This window comes from Actinomyces sp. oral taxon 897 (genome assembly GCF_002999235.1).
Taxonomy (GTDB): domain Bacteria; phylum Actinomycetota; class Actinomycetes; order Actinomycetales; family Actinomycetaceae; genus Actinomyces.
In genome coordinates this window covers 2,090,267-2,106,180 of the sequence record NZ_CP027236.1, presented here as the reverse complement: position 1 = coordinate 2,106,180, position 15,914 = coordinate 2,090,267, and the positions used below count along the sequence as shown (strand labels likewise).

The window sequence follows — 15,914 nt, the reverse complement described above, 5'->3', positions numbered from 1 at the left end:
TCAGGACGAGCCGGTGAAGACCGCGGCCGCGCTCTCGTTGCCCAGGCCCACGCTGACCCGCAGGTCGGAGCGGCCCTCGGAGGGCACCAGGAAGGCGAACTCAATGACCACGGCCTGGCCGGGGGCCACGGAGGCGGGGACCTCGTCGGAGGACCCGGTGACCTGGGGGGCCGGGGTGCGGTCGGCGCCCCAGGAGACGGAGACCACCAGGCCCTCCAGGGAGAGGTCCTCGGCCGAGCTGTTGGCTACCGTGACGGGGATGATCAGCCCCTCCCCGCCCCTCTCCCCGGGCAGGGGCACGAGGTCGCTGACGCGGGGGGCGCCCACGGACAGGACCGCCTGGGTCGTCTGCACCGCCTGGCCCATGGACACCGCCTCCAGCTCCGCGGGGGCCTGGGGCTCGACGGGGCCGTCCTGGTCCTCCTCGTCCTCGCCCTCCGGGGTGGGGGACGCGCTGGTAGGCTCGGGTGCGGCGGGGGTGACCACCTCGGTGGGAACCGTCGTGGGGTCGGCAGTGCCGACAGGCAGTGTCGGCTCGTCGGACGACGAGGAGGTGGGGGAGTCGGAGGAGCCGCAGGCGCTCAGGACGAGCGCCAGGGCACTGAGCACACCGAGGCCAGCCAGGCAGGGACGGGAGAGGGTCATGAGCGAACTGTACGTCACGGGATCGTCCGAGGCGACGTCCGTGCTGGTACGGGACCCCGGAAAGGGCCCGAGACCACCGCTACGACACCCCGGAAAGGGCCTGAGGTCACCGCGCCGTGATCTAGACGTTATCCTGGGGGCCCGCTGACGTCCAATGGCGGTTACTCATATGGTTGATATCAAGCATCTCAAGTCCCTCCGCATCGCAATGATCGGTACGCGCGGCGTGCCAGCCCACTACGGTGGTTTCGAGACCGCCATCGAGGAGGTCGGCAGGCGCCTGGTCGACATGGGCCACCGTGTCCTGGTCTACTGCCGCAACCCCGACCCGGCCACCCCGCTGCCCGCCAACTACCTGGGTATGCGCCTGATCGAGCTCCCGGCGCTGCGGCGTCGGAGCCTGGAGACCCTGTCCCACACGGGACTGAGCGTGCAGCACCTGGTGCGGCGCACCCACCCGGACGTGGCCCTGGTCTTCAACGCGGCCAACGCCCCCTACCTGCCCGTGCTGCGGGCGGCGCGCATCCCGGTGGCCACCCACGTGGACGGCCTGGAGTGGAGGCGCGGCAAGTGGGGGCCGGCCGGGCGGCGCTACTACCGGCTCGCGGAGTCCCTGGCGGTGCGCGGCTCGGACGCCCTCATCGCCGACGCCGAGGGGATCGCCGAGTACTACGACCGGGTCTTCGGGGCCCCCACCGAGCTCATCGCCTACGGCGCGCCCCTGGTGGCGCCCGGCTCGGGGCGCCTGGGCGAGCTGGACCTGCGTCCCGACGGGTACTACCTGCTCGTGGCCCGCTTCGAGGTGGAGAACCACGTGGACGTGGTGGTGGAGGGCTACGCCCGCTCCAACGCGCGCCTGCCCCTGGTGGTGGTCGGCTCGGCCCCCTACGCCACCGCCTACACCCAGAGGATCCACGCACTGGCCGACGGGCGGGTGCGCTTCCTGGGGGGCCTGTGGGACCAGGAGCTGCTCGACCAGCTCTACGCCGGGACCCGGACCTACTACCACGGCCACTCGGTGGGGGGCACCAACCCCTCCCTCCTGCGCGCCATCGGGGCCGGGGCGCCCGTGGACGCCTACGACGTCACCTTCAACCGGGAGGTCGTGGGCAAGGCGGGGCGCTACTGGACCACCAGCGACGCCGTGCGCGACCTGGTCGAGTCCGCCGAGGCCTACCCCGCGGCCTGCCGGGCCCGGGGCCTGCTGTCGCGCGAGCGCGCCCGGCTCTACGACTGGGACGACGTGGCCAGGCGCTACGAGGCGCTGTGCCTGCGCCTGGCCGCCCAGGGCCCCCTCCAGCACCGCCCCAGCGGGCGGCGGGCGGAAGGGAGCGAGGAGTGAGGCCCGGCGGCCGCCGGCCCGGACGGCGCGGGCGCCCCGGGCCCGGTCAGGCTGGGCCCGGGGACATGCCCGGTCAGGACGTGACCGGTCAGGCAGGGTGCGGTCAGGACGCCCCGGGCGCCACGGCCGACCAGGGTCGGGCCCCCCACCGGGACCCCGCCACCCGCAGGAGGGGCCGCACGGTCCTGGTGGCCCACCCCTACCCGGACCTCTACGGCTCGGACCGCCAGCTGGTGGAGACCATTGTGGCCCTGCGCACCACCGGCCTGGACGTCAGGGTGGCCCTGCCCCAGGACGGGCTCCTGCGCCCCCTGCTGGAGGAGACGGGGGCGCGGGTGGCGGTCCTGCCCTTCACGGTGCTGCGCAAGGCCCTGCTCTCCCCCTCCGGCCTGACCCGCCTGGCCGCCGGGGCGGCAGGTGAGCTGCGTCGGCTCCACGCCGTGGTGGGTGCCAGCGGCGCCGACCTGGTCCTGGTCAACACGGTGACCATGCCGTGGTGGCCGCTGGCGGGCCGGGCCGGCCGGGTGCCGGTCCTGGTCCACGTCCACGAGGCGGAGGACACCCAGGCCCTGGTCCTGCGGGCGGGCCTGAACGCCCCGCTCCTGGCGGCCACCCGGGTGGTGACCAACTCCTACGCCTCGCGTCGGGCGCTCCTGGCCGCCCAGCCGCTCCTGGCCGGGCGGACCCAGGTGGTCCACAACGGCGTCCCCGCCCCCGACGCCCCCCTGGCGCCGCTGCGGCGCCGGGCGCCGGGCGACCCGCTGCGCCTGGCGCTGGTGGGGCGCCTCTCCCCGCGCAAGGGCACCGACGTGGCCCTGGAGGCCCTGGCCCGGCTGCGGGGGCTCGGCTACCAGGCGACGCTGGCGGTGGCGGGCTCGGTCTTCCCCGGCTACGAGTGGTACGAGGCCGAGCTGCGCCAGCGCGCCGCGCGCCCCGACCTGGCCGGCGCGGTCACCTTCCTGGGCTACGTCCACCCCACCTGGCCGGTGCTGGAGGAGGCCGACGTCGTCATGGTCCCCTCGCGCGTCGAGCCCTTCGGGAACACGGCCGTGGAGGCCATGCACGCCGCGCGCCCCCTGGTGGCCTCCCGGGTCCAGGGCCTGGAGGAGGTGGTCACCGACCGGGCCACCGGGCTGCTGGTGGCCCCCGAGGACCCGGTGGCGCTGGCCGGGGCCCTGGCCGAGCTGGCCGACCGTCCCGCCTGGGCCGCCGACCTGGCCGCCAGCGCGGCCGAGCGGGCGGCCGAGCGCTTCAGCGTGGCCGGCTACCGCGCCACCATGGCCGACGTCGTCACCGGGCTCCTGGGCCCCTAGCCCCTCAGGTCCCGGCGGCGGGTCCGGGGCGCCCCTGCACCGGGCCCCTGAGCCCGGCCCCCAGGGCGCGGGCTAGCCCGGCCCCCAGGGCGTGGGGGGCGTCTGGGACCGTGCCCCGGCCCCACGCCCCGGGTGCTAGCGCCGGGCGGGGCGCAGGGGGTCGTCGGCCAGGCCCAGGGAGAGGTCCAGGTCGCCCTCAAGGGGCTGGTCGGGCCGCTCGAAGGGGACGCGGGCGTCGCACAGGAAGACCGCCATCTCCACGAAGCTGGAGTAGGAGGCGCCAATGAGGTGCTGGGCGCTGGCCAGCAGGTAGAGGTCGGTCAGGGCCGAGCGCACCCCCTGGACGGTGTTGTAGCCGCCCTTGTCCTCCAGGGCCACGCAGCCGTCGAACTCCTCCGTGAGACGGGCCTGGGCCGCCTGGGTGTCGCAGGACAGGAAGAAGGGGACCCCGGGGTGCTTGGCGCGGATCTGGCGCATCCGGGTCGCGAACCACTCCACCGGGGAGGACTCGATGGTCTTGGCGTGGGAGACGGCGTGGGTGCGCACCTGCACCCCCACGTAGGGGCGCCCCCGCAGGTGGGTGTCGTAGACCCGGCGCACGCGCTGGGCGACCTTGTCCACGGGGACCAGGTCGCGCAGCATAGCGTCCCAGGGCCGGGGCCGCTCGTCCTTGCCCCAGGCGGGGTCGCTCCAGGTGAGGTACAGGCCGTGGGAGTGGATCTGCCACAGGTGGGCCCGGCGCAGGGAGTCGGTGACCCGCACCCCGTCCGGGCGCCGGTAGCGGGCCACGGGTACCAGCAGCCGGGAGGTCAGGCGCTCCACCCGGCGGCCGGCCTCGAAGTGCCACAGCTGGTCCATGCGCGGGCCGAAGTACCGGTCGGTGCTCCACACGTAGTACAGGTCCCGGTCCTCCACCTCGGCCAGGGCCTGGGCGGACAGCAGGGCCCGTACTCGGTTGCCCAGGCCGTCGCGGCGGCCGGTGTGGATCAGGAGGGCCTTGCGGCCGGTCAGCAGTGCCATGGTGCTCCTAGGAGTCTGGGGGGTCGCCCAGGGCGGGTCCCTGCGGGGCGGGGGTCAGCGGGCGTCGCGGCGCAGGTCGCGGTACCACTTGGGCAGGGCCAGGACCACGTAGCCCGCGTAGCCCACGAGCATGAGCCCGTAGACCCACAGGAAGACGGTGGGCGCGAAGCGGGTCATGAGCACCAGGCACATGAGCCCGTAGTCGGTGGGGACCGACAGGACCGACTTGAGGATCCCGGGGCGGGACTCGTCCCTGGCCAGGGGGGTGCCGCCCTGGTAGCGCAGCTGGTAGGTGAGGATGTAGCTGAAGAAGTGGATGTTCTGCACCGCCCCGAAGGCCAGGGGGACCAGGAGGGCGGCCGGGGGCAGGTCGGTGAAGCGGAACAGGGAGATAGCGATGGCGCCGTGGATGGTGGAGAGCTTAATGACGTCGGCCACGTGGTCCAGCCACTCCCCGGCCTTCGAGCCGCCGCCGCGCAGCCGGGCCAGCTGGCCGTCGGCGGCGTCCAGGGCGTAGCCGAGCATGAGGAGGAGCGCGGTGGCCACGGCGCCCACCGGCGTGGGCCGCACCAGGGCGATCAGGGCGATACCGGTGTAGGTGCACAGGGCCGACAGCACGGTGACCTGGTCCGGGCTGGCCCCCAGGCGGTGGGCGACGGCGGCCAGCACGCGGCCGACGGGGCGGTTGACGACCCGGGAGTACAGGGGCGCTCCCGCCCTGGACTTCTGGGCCCGGGACAGTGCCCGGATGTTCTCGGAAACGGTCGTCGTCACAGACTCTCCTCGAGGTGGCTTGGGGACGGGCGGTCGAGGGCCCGGCGTCGGGCCACGTCACGGCGCACCCACCAGGTGTAGGGGACGAGCTGGCAGACCAGCACCGAGACCGCCGAGCCCAGGATGGGCCCGGCGGCGCCCAGGGGCGCGGTGAGCCACCACGACAGGGCGAAGTTCACCGGCACCAGCACCAGGACCGGCACCACCTGGAACCTCAGGCCCCGCGGGTCGGTCATGTACATGCCCAGGGGCTGCTTGGCGGCCTCAATGACCACGTAGACCAGGTAGGCGGCGATAAGGGTCACAGGCAGGTGGATGCGGCCGTCGGAGATGACCGACGCCGCCCAGGGGGTGAGCGCGGCCAGCCCCAGGCCGGAGACCAGCCCCCCGACGCCGAAGAAGAGGGCCGGGCCCAGGGGGCTCTCCACCCTGCCGCGGGCCCGCGCCCGGGCGAACAGCGGCCACATGGCCACCCCGGCCACCATGACGGTCTGGGTGAGCAGGTTGAACAGGGTGGAGGCCAGGTTGTACTGCGCCAGCGCGTCCGAGGCCCCCAGGTGGGACAGGAGCAGGCGGTCGGTCTGGAAGGCGATGGGGATGACCAGGGACTGGACCAGCTGGGGGCCGGCGGTGCCCCGGATGCGCACCCCGCGCGCGCTGCGCAGGCGGGGGACGTCGCGCACCGCCTGGCGCAGCAGCGGGCGGGTGGTGTACCAGGCCATGACCACGCAGACGACCGAGACCAGGGTGTTGGCCAGGTAGGACAGCACCGACACCGCGTTGCCGGCCTGGAGGCGGGCCGCGATGACCGCCAGCAGCAGGCAGCTCATGGCCGGGGAGACAATGCCCTGGCTAATGACCTGGGTGGCTGAGCGCCCCAGGCCGATGACAATGCGCTGGCCGATGGACAGGGGCAGGGCCAGGCCGTAGATGACCAGGCAGAGCGTGGCCGTGGTCCCGCCCCCGTCCATGAGCTTGGCCCCCAGCAGGGCTGGCCACAGCCCCAGCAGGCCGATGACCACGCCGACGGTGCAGATGACCAGTGCCGAGGCCAGCAGGACCCGGATGGCCGTGGTGACGGTGCGGCGCACCGTGGAGTCGTGGGCGGGGTCGACCGAGCCGGCCACGGCGTTGAGGATGACGGCGCCGATCCCCAGGTCGGTGAAGGGCATGAGGGTGGGGAAGGTGGCCAGCAGCCCGTACTGCGCGTAGGCGTCGGTGCCGAAGTGGCTAATAATGAGACGGGTGTTGACCAGGCCGAACGCCCCCGTGACCCCCATGACCAGGACCTTGGCCAGGGCGGTGCGGCCCACTGAGCCCCACGCCCCGGTGGTCGTACTGGCTCGTGGCATCCGGCTGCTCCTCGTAGGTCCCCTGCCTGCCGCCTGGGTGGGGCGGGTGGGCGCCACCGTAGCATCCGGGACGGTCCGTCGTCCGGTGGCGCCCCGGCGTCGGGGCGGCAAGCGTGCAGGTGGGGGGCGCGTCCGGGGCGCGGCGCCGCGGAAAGGGGCGGCTGCGGCAGGGAGCGCCGACGCGCCCCGGGTGCCCCGGGGAAGTGGGCAGGATATTATTCTACCGTTCCGTCACCCGCCCTCCCGGACGGGTGCCAACCGTCCCCGTGACGTCCTGACGCACCCGACCCGACACGCCGTGACACCGGTGCACCCCGCCGCCTACCTGCGACCTCACAGTAGACGCACAGTGAGCCCACTCACGTGCAGGCCATATATCGGTTTCGGGCGCTATGCTCATAGGGCCTCATGATGTCGATGCCGCTCAGGCGCGCCTCCATGGGCGCGCAGTGCCCCCTGGAGTTGCCTTGTCCCTTAAGCCGCTCGTCCTCCCTCCCGCTCAGCCCAGCCAGCTTCCCTCCGGCGAGCCCAGCGGTGACACCCTCGTGCGCCGTGCGCCCTCCTCCAGGCCCCACCCGCACCTCAACGTCCCCGCGCCCTGGCCCCAGGTGCGCGCCGACCTGCGCCTGTGGATCGTCCTGGGCGACCTGGCCGCCGTCCTGGTGCCCGTGTGGGCGCTCCTGCTCCTGGGCCGGGCGGACACGGCGCTGGCCGTCGGCGTGGCGGGCGGGGGCCAGGTCGTCCTGGTGTGGTCCATGGGCGGGCTGGGGCCGGGGGCGGTGGACCACGGGCGCGTGCCCTCCGGGCGCCTGGCCCTGTGCGCCCTCCTGACCTGCCCGGTGTCCCTCCTGGCGGCGCAGACGCTCGGGGCCCCCGCCGGGCCTGCCTGCTCCTGCTGGCGCTCCAGGCCCTCCTGGTGCTCGCCGGGCGCGTCCTGGAGGGGTCCTGGCTCTACCGGCGTCGCCTGGAGGGGCACGCCCTGCGCCGCACCCTGGTGGTCATGGGCCCGGGGGCGGAGCCCATGATGTACCAGCTGCGCCGCTTCCCCGGGGACGGCCTCATGGTGGTGGGCTACCTGTCCTCCGGGGTGGGCGACTCCTACGACCGCCCCGCCGACCCGGTGCGCAGCGCCCAGCACGTGGCCTCCCTGGTGGCCGACGAGCGCATTGACGTCGTCATGACGGTGGGCAGCGTCACCCCCGGTGACCTGCTGAACATTATGCGCGGCCTGGAGGGCACCCCGGTACGCCTCCTGGTGGCCCCGGGCCTGCAGGACGTCGAGCCCGAGCGCATGGAGGGCGTGCCCGTCACCCACGGCTGGACCGGGGTGGTCGCGGTGCGCACCCGGCGCACCCGCGCCCTGGGCAAGGCCGTGTTCGACCGGGTCGCCGGCACGCTCCTGACCGTCCTGGCCGCCCCGGTCATCGGCCTGGCCGCCCTGGCCGTGCGCCTGGACTCCCCGGGCCCGGCCTTCTACCGCCAGGTGCGTGTCGGACGCGGGGGCGAGCCCTTCACCCTGTGGAAGCTGCGCTCCATGTACGTGGACGCCGACGCGCGCCGAGCCGCCCTGGTCAGCGTGGGGGGCGACGCCGGCAACGAGGTCCTCTTCAAGGACCGCGCCGACCCCCGCATCACCCGCGTGGGGCACTGGATCCGGCGCCTGTCCATTGACGAGCTGCCCCAGCTGATCAACGTGGTCACCGGTGAGATGAGCCTGGTGGGGCCCCGTCCGGCCCTGCCCGAGGAGGTCGCCGCCTACGAGACCGAGGCCCGCCGGCGCCTCCTGGTCAAGCCCGGCCTGACCGGCCTGTGGCAGGTCTCGGGGCGCTCGGACCTGTCCTGGGAGTCCACCGTGGCCCTGGACCGCCACTACGTGGAGAACCAGGGCGGGGGCATGGACGTGAGGATCCTGGCGCGCACCGTCCAGGCCGTCCTGGGCGGCCGGGGGGCCTACTGATGCAGGTAGGCTACGTCCCCGGCGGCTTCGACATGCTCCACGTGGGCCACCTCAATATCCTGACCACCGCCTCCCGGCACTGCGACCACCTGGTGGTGGGGGTGGCCACCGACGAGTCCCTGGTGCGCATGAAGGGGGCCCCTCCCGTCGTCCCCCTGGTCGAGCGCATGGCGCTGGTGGCGGCCCTGCGGGTGGTTGACGAGGTGGTCCCCGACCACGACCAGGACAAGCGCCTGGCCTGGCGGGCCCACCCCTTCGACCTGCTCTTCAAGGGCACCGACTGGAAGGACACCCCCAAGGGCGAGCGCCTGGAGGCCCAGATGGCCGAGGTGGGGGCCCGGGTGGTCTACCTCCCCTATACTCCCACCACGTCCTCAACCATGCTGCGCCGGGCCCTGTCCCAGCAGATCTCGTCGCGCACCAGCCCTCGTCCCGGAGGTCCTACCCAGCTATGAGCACAACAGTCGCGCGCGCCACACGTCGTCGGCGTCTGTCCGCCGCGACCGCTGCTCTCACGGCCCTGGTCCTGGCCGGTGCGGCCTGGCTCCACGACGGCGTCCCCCAGGCCGACCTGGATCTCAACGACGGCGGGGTGTGGGTGACCAGCACCTCCTCCCACCTGGTGGCCCGCCTGAACTACCCCTCCCGCCAGGTGGACGGCTCCATCCGCACCGCCTCGGCCTCCTTCGACGTCACCCAGGACGGCACCGACGTGCTCGTGCCCGACCAGGGGCAGGGCAGCGTGTCCCTGGTGGACCCCTCCCTGGTCGAGCTCTCCGGCTCCACCAGCGTCTCCCAGGACGTCACCGTGCTCCAGGGAGCCAACCGGGTCCTGGGCGTGGACCGCACCGAGGGCACCGTGCGGGGCACCACCGTCAGCGCCCTGTCCTCCCTGACCTCCGCCCGGCCGCTGGTGGAGGGCCAGCCGGGCCTGGTGGCGGCCGCGGGTACGGACGGCTCCCTGCACGCGGTCTCGGTCTCCGCGGGCACCCTGACCACCGTCCCCGTCTCGGGCACCGGCTGGGGCGAGCCGCGGACCACCTCCATGACCCTGCCCCAGGGCGGGGAGGTGGCCGTCACCGCCGTGGGCACCGACGCCGTCGTCCTGGAGCGCACCACCGGGGTCCTCCACCTGCCCGGGGGAGGCACCACCGACCTGGGGGAGGGCGGGCTGGTCCTCCAGCAGCCCGGGCCGGCCGCCGGCTCGGTCCTGGTGGCCTCCCGCACCGCCCTGTACACCGTGCCCCTGGACGGCTCGGCCCCCACCCGGCAGGCCAGTACCAGCGGGGGCAAGGACGCCGAGGCCCCCGGCGTGCCCGCCGCACCGGTACGCCTCAAGGACTGCGTCTACGCCGCCTGGTCCGGCTCGGGGCAGTTCCTGCGCGGCTGCGGCACCACCCCCGAGATCCGGCACGACGACACCCTGGCGGCCTCCACCAGCCCCGTGTTCCGGGTCAACCGCGACGCCATCGTGCTCAACGACATTGCGGCGGGCCGGGTGTGGCTGCCCGACGAGGACCTCGTCCTCCTGGACGACTGGACCGAGACCACCGCCCAGAACGACCGGGACGCCGACCAGCAGGACGACTCCGCCGACGCCTCGGAGGACCAGTCCCAGCCCGAGCGCACCGAGGAGAACCACCCCCCGGTCGCCGTGGACGACCACTTCGGGGCGCGCCCGGGACGCTCCACGGTCCTGCCGGTCCTGGCCAACGACTCCGACCCCGACGGCGACGTGCTCACCGCCGTGCCCGGTGACGCGGGCAGCTCGGCCACCGTCACCCAGGCCCAGGGCGGCCTGGCCCTGCGCCTGGACGTGCCCGCCGACGCCACCGGGAGCGTGACCGTGCCCTACACCGCCGACGACGGGCGCGGCCTGAGCGACTCCGCCGTCGCCGAGGTGGAGATCCACGAGTGGGCCCGCAACGAGGCGCCCACGGAGACCTCCGTGCCCTCCCTGACGATCGTGGAGGGCGCCTCGGGCTCCCTGGGCGTCCTGGGCTACTGGCGCGACCCCGACGGCGACAGCGTCTACCTGTCCTCGGCCCAGGGCCAGGGGATGGACGTCATGACCTCCAACGAGGGCACCGTGGTGGTGCGCGACACCGGCGCCGGCGTGGGGGAGCACGAGCTGAGCGTGACGGTCTCCGACGGGCGGGAGTCGGCCACCGGCACCGTCAAGGTCAAGGTGGTCGGCGCCGAGTCGGCCCTGCCCCAGGCTAACGCCGACCACGTGCGGGTGGTGGCCGGGACCACCGCCGTGGTGGCGCCCCTGGACAACGACGTCTCGCCCACGGGCGACCCCCTGCGCCTGGCCGCCGTCAGCGACCCGCCGGTGGGGGTCACGGTCACCGTGGACCAGCAGGCCGGGGTCTTCTCCCTGACCGCCGACAGCCCCCAGACCCTCTACCTGACCTACGACGTGGCCGCCGGCTCGGGCACCGCCAAGGGCATTGTGCGTATTGACGTGGTAGCCCCCTCCGCCCCCTCCGTCCCGCCCCAGGTGGAGCAGGACACGGTGCTGCTGCGCGACGGCGGGAGCACCACCGTCGCCCCCCTGAGCAACGACTTCGACCCCGCTGGCGGCATCCTGGTGCTCCAGTCCGTCCAGGCCCCCCAGGACGTCGGCGTGAGCGTGACCCTGGTGGACCACTCCCTGCTCCAGGTCTCCGCCGCGGGCCCCGTCCCCGAGGGCACGGAGATCCGCTACGTGGTGTCCAACGGCACCGCCTCGGCCACCGGCACCGTCTCGGTGGTCCCGGTGGCCACCACCGAGCTCCAGGTCCCGGTGGTGGGCAACGACACCGCCGTGGTGCGCGCCGGGGACGTGGTGACGGTCTCGGTGCTGGCCAACGACTCCTCCCCCTCCGGGCTGAGCCTGTCAGTGGCCCCCGACCTGGAGTTCCTCGACCAGCCCCTGGGGACGGCCTGGGTCAGCGAGAACACCGTGCGCTTCAAGGCCGGCCAGGTCCCCGGGCGCACCACCCTGACCTACTCGGCCCTGGACACCAGCCAGCAGACCGCCTCGGGCACCCTGACCGTGGACGTGTGGGCGCGCGACGACGCCAACAACTCCGCCCCCGTGCCCCAGGGCCTGGAGGCGCGCACCGTGGAGGGCTCCCCGGTCAACGTCACCGTGCCCCTGGAGGGCATTGACGCCGACGGCGACTCCGTGAGCCTGGTGGGCCTGGGCCAGGCCCCCACTATGGGCACCGTCACCGTCAGCTCCACCTGGCTGACCTACACGCCCTCCAGCGGCGCCAGCGGCACCGACACCTTCACCTACGTGGTGGAGGACCGCCTGGGGGCCCAGGCCACGGGCACGGTGCGGGTGGGCGTGGCCAGCTCCTCGGCCGTCAACACCCCGCCGGTGGCCGTGGACGACCTGGTGGTGGCCCAGCCGGGGCGGACCGTGGCCGTGGACGTCCTGGCCAACGACCTGGACGCCGACGGCGACCGCCTGTCCCTCCAGGGCGCCCCCGTGGCGGAGGACCCCGCCCTGGAGGTCTCCTCCAGGGCCAACCAGGTCCTGGTGACCCTGCCCTCCTCCGAGGGCGTCTACTCCCTGCGCTACACGGTCTCCGACTCCCGCGGGGGCACCGCCGTGGGCACCGTCACCCTCCAGGTCAGCTCCGACGCCCCCCGGGCCCACCCGGTGGGGGTGGACGACTACGTCACCGTGGACCAGGTGGACGCCTCTGGCCAGGTCACCGTCCCCGTCCTGGACAACGACCGGGACAAGGACGGGTCCCCCTGGAGCCTGACGCTGAGCACCGAGGAGCCCGACGTGCAGGTGGTGGACAAGAGCCTGCGCCTGTCGGTGTCCCAGGAGCCGCGTACGGTCCTGTACACCGTCACCGACGCCGACGGGCTGACCGGCCACGCCGTCGTGGTGGTCCCCGCGCTGCGCGAGCTGCGCCCGCGCGTGGACGCCAGCACCGTCCCGGTGAGCGTCCCGGCGGACACCAGCACCGACATCCCCCTGTCCGCCCACATCCAGACCCGTGCCGGCACCAGCCCGGTCATTACCGACGAGAGCACCATCCACGGGGGCACCGGCGTGGAGTCGGCCACCCTGCAGGGGCCGGGCACCCTGCGCCTGACGCCCCAGAAGGGCTTCGCCGGGCAGACCTCGGTGACCTTCGAGGTGCGCGACGGCACCGGGTCGGACGCCCTGGCGGCCACCGTGACCCTGCCCGTCCTGGTGACCTCCACCACCAACACGCCCCCGACCTTCACCCCCACCGAGGTCACGGTGGCCCCCGGTGAGCCGCCGGTGGGCGTCAGCCTGGGCGCCATGGCCCGCGACACGGACGGCGACGCCCTGACCTTCTCCCTGGGGACCGTGCCCGCGGGCCTGAGCGCCACCCTGTCCGACTCCACCCTGAGCGTCTCGGCCACCCTCGACGCCCAGCCGGGCACCAGCCTCTCCGTGCCGGTCACGCTCAGCGACGGCGTCAACGACCCCGTGGCGGCCAGTGTCCCGGTCAAGGTGGCCGCCTCCACCCGCCCCATGATGACCACGGTCCCGGCGACCCGCACCTCCGACGGGTCCCCGGTGAGCGTGGACGTGGCCACCCTGGTCACCAACCCCTTCCCCGACAAGCCCATCACCCTGCCCAGCACCCCGGTGGTCACCGCGGGCCGGGCCGCGGTGACCACCTCCGGGACCGTCATCACCATCTCCCCCGAGGCCGGCTTCTACGGCCGGGTGCTCGTGCAGTACCGGGTCATGGACGCCTCGGGCCTGGAGTCGCGCTCGGTGACCGGCTCCGTGACGGTCACGGTGGTCTCCGCCCCCGGGGCCCCCACCGGTGTGCGCGCCACCCCCCGGGGGGCCACCGGCATGACCGTGACCTGGACCCCGGGACCGGACCACGGCGCGCCCATCACCGGCTACACCGTCACGGAGGCCGGTGGTGCCGGGCAGTGGTCGTGCACCGCCCCGCCCTGCGTGGCCACCGGCCTGCCGGTGGGCGGCACCTACTCCTTCTACGTGGTGGCCCACAACTCCGCCGGGGACTCCCCGGCGTCGGCCACCTCCACCCCGGTGGTCCTGTCGGTCACCCCCCAGGTGCCCACCGGCGTCCAGCTGACCGGCGGCGAGGGCGCCCTGAGCGCCCGGTGGAACGCGGTGCCCGACATTGAGGGCGTGACCATCACCTACGAGGTGCGCCTCCAGCCCAGGGGCGGGGGCAGCACGGTGACCAAGACCGTCTCGGGCACCTCCGTGGAGGTCCAGGCCCCCGAGGTGAGCGTAGGCACCACCTACACCATGTCGGTGCGGGCCGTGCTCAGCGCCGGCACCCCCTCGGCCTACTCCGCGCCCTCCGCCCCGGCCGCCCCCTACGGGGCCCCGGGCAAGCCCTCCGCGCCCACCGTGACCCCCTCCTCCGAGGGGGTGACCGTCAGCTGGGGGGCCGCCCCCGCCAACGGCGCGCCCGTGACCTACACCGTCAACGTCACCGGGGCCACCACCACCTCACCCAGCGCGGGCGGGGCCACCAGGCTCAGCATCCCCCTGGACCCGGGCTCCTACACCTTCACCGTGACCGCCACCAACCGCGCCGGGTCGGCCACCTCCGACCCCACCAGCTACGTCCTGCAGACCGCCCCGCTGGCCCCCAGCGCCCCGGTCGCGCAGGCCACCGGGGTCAACGGCCAGGTCAGCGTGGCCACCCCGGCTTACCCCCGGGCGGGCAACGGCTGGAGCCAGGGCGAGTTGAGTATCCAGTACTCCCTGGACGGCTCCACCTGGCAGTCTGGCACCACCTTCGACGGCCTGACCGACGGCGCCCCGGTGACCCTGCGGGCCCGGGCCTCGGGCACCACCAGCGACGGCAGCACCCTGTACTCCGAGCCGGTCCAGGCCGCCTCGGTCACCCCCTACGGGCCGCCGTCCAGCCCCACCGCCTCCTGCACGGTCAACGGCAGCCAGTGGTCGTGCACCTGGACCCCGGGGGCCACCGGGGGCAGGGCCAACACCTACCAGTGGTCCCACTCAGGCTCCGCCACCGACGGCACCCCCCTGACCGTGGGCGAGACCAAGACCTTCCCCTACAGCTCCGGCTCCGCCTTCACCTGGTGCGTGCGCGCTACCAGCGACGCCGGGACCTCCGACTGGGGCTGCTTCATCCGGGGCTCGGTGAGCCCGAACCCGCCCAGCCCGGGGGAGAAGCGCACCTTCGCCATCTCACCGGACTCCCCCGACGCTAAGTGCAGCGCCCAGGACCTCAAGGAGAGCGGGTTCTCGCAGGACAGCTGCTGGAAGATCGTCGTGGACATCCGCGGCATGAGGCCCAGCAGCGTCGTGGAGTGCTCCTACTCCTACCGGGAGAAGGGGCAGAACAACCTCTTCACCTACCACGGGGCCGTCAGCCTGGATCCCAACGGGGAGGCCCACCAGGTCTTCCCCCACCGTGCCAACACGCGCGACGCCGAGGTGACCTGCACCCAGAAGTAGGCCCCCGGGCAGTGACCATATTGAGACCTGGCACGCTCGGTCTCACACTGTGGCGCCGGGCCGCGTATAGGATCATTGCCCTATGGCTATGACTCAGGAGAATGCGGCTTGGTTTGCGGAGACGTTTGCGCGGATGGTGGGTAATGTGGGTCTGGCTCTGTTGGGTAAGGAGGAGGTGGTGAGGTTGGCTCTGGTGACGATGTTGGCTGAGGGGCACTTGTTGCTGGAGGACGCGCCGGGGACGGGGAAGACGGCTCTGGCTCGGGCGGTGGCGGCGACGGTGCAGGGGACGCACTCGCGGATCCAGTTCACGCCGGATCTGCTGCCTAGTGATATCACGGGGGTGACGGTGTTCGACCAGGGGAGTGGGGAGTGGGAGTTCCACGCGGGTCCGGTGTTCGCGTCGGTGGTGCTGGCGGACGAGATCAACCGGGCGAGTCCGAAGACGCAGTCGGCCCTGTTGGAGGTGATGGAGGAGTCGCAGGTGACGGTGGACGGGGTGGCTCATGCGGCGGGTCGTCCGTTCATGGTGATCGCGACGCAGAACCCGATTGAGCAGGCGGGGACGTATCGTCTGCCTGAGGCTCAGTTGGACCGGTTCCTGGTCAAGACGTCGGTGGGGTACCCGGACCGGGTGGCTCTGCGTCGGGTGCTGGCGGGGTCGGCTCGTCCGGACCGGTCTCGGTCGCTGGGGGCGGTGATCGCGTCCTCGGCGGTGGCGTCGATGGCGGATCTGGCGGCGGGTAACCATGTGGAGGACTCGGTGCTGGACTATGTGGGGGCTCTGGTGGAGGCGACGCGGGGGGATGCCTCGGTGAGGTTGGGGGTGTCGACTCGTGGGGCGATCGCGATGGTGCGGGTGGCGCGGGTGTGGGCGGCTGCCCAGGGTCGGGCGTACGTGGTGCCTGATGACGTCAAGGATCTGGCTCGTAGTGTGTGGGCGCACCGTGTGGTGATGGATCCTGACGCGGAGTTCGCCGGGGCCAGTCCCGAGCAGGTCATCGACCACGCCCTGACCACCGTACCCGCACCCACCCACAGGTAATAA

11 protein-coding genes are annotated in these 15,914 nt (G+C 73.5%); 7 read left to right on the top strand and 4 right to left on the bottom strand.

Features of this window, described 5'->3' with window-relative positions:
- Window positions 1–645 (bottom strand): hypothetical protein, encoded by a 645-nt coding sequence (locus C3V41_RS08460; protein WP_106109906.1) that lies wholly within the window; start codon window positions 643–645, stop codon window positions 1–3.
- Window positions 646–853: 208 nt separating this feature from the next.
- Between C3V41_RS08460 and C3V41_RS08455 the strand changes: the two genes are divergently transcribed.
- On the top strand, window positions 854–1,987 hold the full coding sequence (locus C3V41_RS08455) for a glycosyltransferase (protein ID WP_106109905.1): 1,134 nt from the start codon (window positions 854–856) through the stop codon (window positions 1,985–1,987).
- A gap of 65 nt (window positions 1,988–2,052) precedes the next feature.
- Window positions 2,053–3,300: a glycosyltransferase family 4 protein gene (locus C3V41_RS08450; RefSeq protein ID WP_106109904.1), complete on the top strand. Its 1,248-nt coding sequence runs from the start codon at window positions 2,053–2,055 to the stop codon at window positions 3,298–3,300.
- Between the two features lie 135 nt (window positions 3,301–3,435).
- On the opposite strand, the gene C3V41_RS08445 is transcribed toward C3V41_RS08450, so the two are convergent.
- Genes C3V41_RS08445 through C3V41_RS08435 form a run of 3 tightly spaced genes read right to left on the bottom strand, consistent with a single transcriptional unit; the run spans window position 3,436 to window position 6,446 of the window.
- Window positions 3,436–4,320, bottom strand: a complete 885-nt coding sequence (locus tag C3V41_RS08445; RefSeq protein WP_106109903.1) for a hypothetical protein — start codon at window positions 4,318–4,320, stop codon at window positions 3,436–3,438.
- Between the two features lie 54 nt (window positions 4,321–4,374).
- Window positions 4,375–5,094, bottom strand: a complete 720-nt coding sequence (locus C3V41_RS08440) for a CDP-alcohol phosphatidyltransferase family protein (RefSeq protein WP_106109902.1) — start codon at window positions 5,092–5,094, stop codon at window positions 4,375–4,377.
- Window positions 5,091–6,446 carry an oligosaccharide flippase family protein gene (locus tag C3V41_RS08435; protein ID WP_106109901.1) on the bottom strand — a complete coding sequence of 452 codons (1,356 nt, stop codon included), beginning with the start codon at window positions 6,444–6,446 and terminating at the stop codon, window positions 5,091–5,093. Before C3V41_RS08435 ends, C3V41_RS08440 begins: the two co-directional genes overlap by 4 nt.
- Before the next feature lie 467 nt (window positions 6,447–6,913).
- Between C3V41_RS08435 and C3V41_RS13835 the strand changes: the two genes are divergently transcribed.
- The 5 genes from C3V41_RS13835 to C3V41_RS08415 all read left to right on the top strand — a co-directional run bounded on the left by C3V41_RS13835 (window position 6,914) and on the right by C3V41_RS08415 (window position 15,911).
- Window positions 6,914–7,471: a hypothetical protein gene (locus tag C3V41_RS13835; RefSeq protein WP_254423776.1), complete on the top strand. Its 558-nt coding sequence runs from the start codon at window positions 6,914–6,916 to the stop codon at window positions 7,469–7,471.
- The gene (locus tag C3V41_RS08430) at window positions 7,363–8,403 is read left to right on the top strand and encodes a sugar transferase (protein ID WP_254423739.1); all 1,041 of its coding nucleotides are present in this window, start codon (window positions 7,363–7,365) and stop codon (window positions 8,401–8,403) included. Before C3V41_RS13835 ends, C3V41_RS08430 begins: the two co-directional genes overlap by 109 nt.
- Window positions 8,403–8,858 (top strand): adenylyltransferase/cytidyltransferase family protein, encoded by a 456-nt coding sequence (locus C3V41_RS08425; RefSeq protein WP_106109900.1) that lies wholly within the window; start codon window positions 8,403–8,405, stop codon window positions 8,856–8,858. Before C3V41_RS08430 ends, C3V41_RS08425 begins: the two co-directional genes overlap by 1 nt.
- Window positions 8,855–14,866: a fibronectin type III domain-containing protein gene (locus tag C3V41_RS08420; protein WP_106109899.1), complete on the top strand. Its 6,012-nt coding sequence runs from the start codon at window positions 8,855–8,857 to the stop codon at window positions 14,864–14,866. Before C3V41_RS08425 ends, C3V41_RS08420 begins: the two co-directional genes overlap by 4 nt.
- Window positions 14,867–14,948: 82 nt before the next feature.
- Window positions 14,949–15,911 (top strand): AAA family ATPase, encoded by a 963-nt coding sequence (locus C3V41_RS08415; protein ID WP_106109649.1) that lies wholly within the window; start codon window positions 14,949–14,951, stop codon window positions 15,909–15,911.
- The last annotated feature ends 3 nt before the right edge of the window (window positions 15,912–15,914 follow it).

What these genes read in the sequence shown, in the direction of transcription:
- C3V41_RS08460 (WP_106109906.1), bottom strand. Translation starts at nt 645, where the DNA reads ATGACCCTCTCCCGTCCCTGCCTGGCTGGCCTCGGTGTGCTCAGTGCC.
- C3V41_RS08455 (WP_106109905.1), top strand. Translation starts at nt 854, where the DNA reads ATGATCGGTACGCGCGGCGTGCCAGCCCACTACGGTGGTTTCGAGACC.
- C3V41_RS08450 (WP_106109904.1), top strand. Translation starts at nt 2,053, where the DNA reads ATGCCCGGTCAGGACGTGACCGGTCAGGCAGGGTGCGGTCAGGACGCC.
- C3V41_RS08445 (WP_106109903.1), bottom strand. Translation starts at nt 4,320, where the DNA reads ATGGCACTGCTGACCGGCCGCAAGGCCCTCCTGATCCACACCGGCCGC.
- C3V41_RS08435 (WP_106109901.1), bottom strand. Translation starts at nt 6,446, where the DNA reads ATGCCACGAGCCAGTACGACCACCGGGGCGTGGGGCTCAGTGGGCCGC.
- C3V41_RS08425 (WP_106109900.1), top strand. Translation starts at nt 8,403, where the DNA reads ATGCAGGTAGGCTACGTCCCCGGCGGCTTCGACATGCTCCACGTGGGC.
- C3V41_RS08420 (WP_106109899.1), top strand. Translation starts at nt 8,855, where the DNA reads ATGAGCACAACAGTCGCGCGCGCCACACGTCGTCGGCGTCTGTCCGCC.
- C3V41_RS08415 (WP_106109649.1), top strand. Translation starts at nt 14,949, where the DNA reads ATGGCTATGACTCAGGAGAATGCGGCTTGGTTTGCGGAGACGTTTGCG.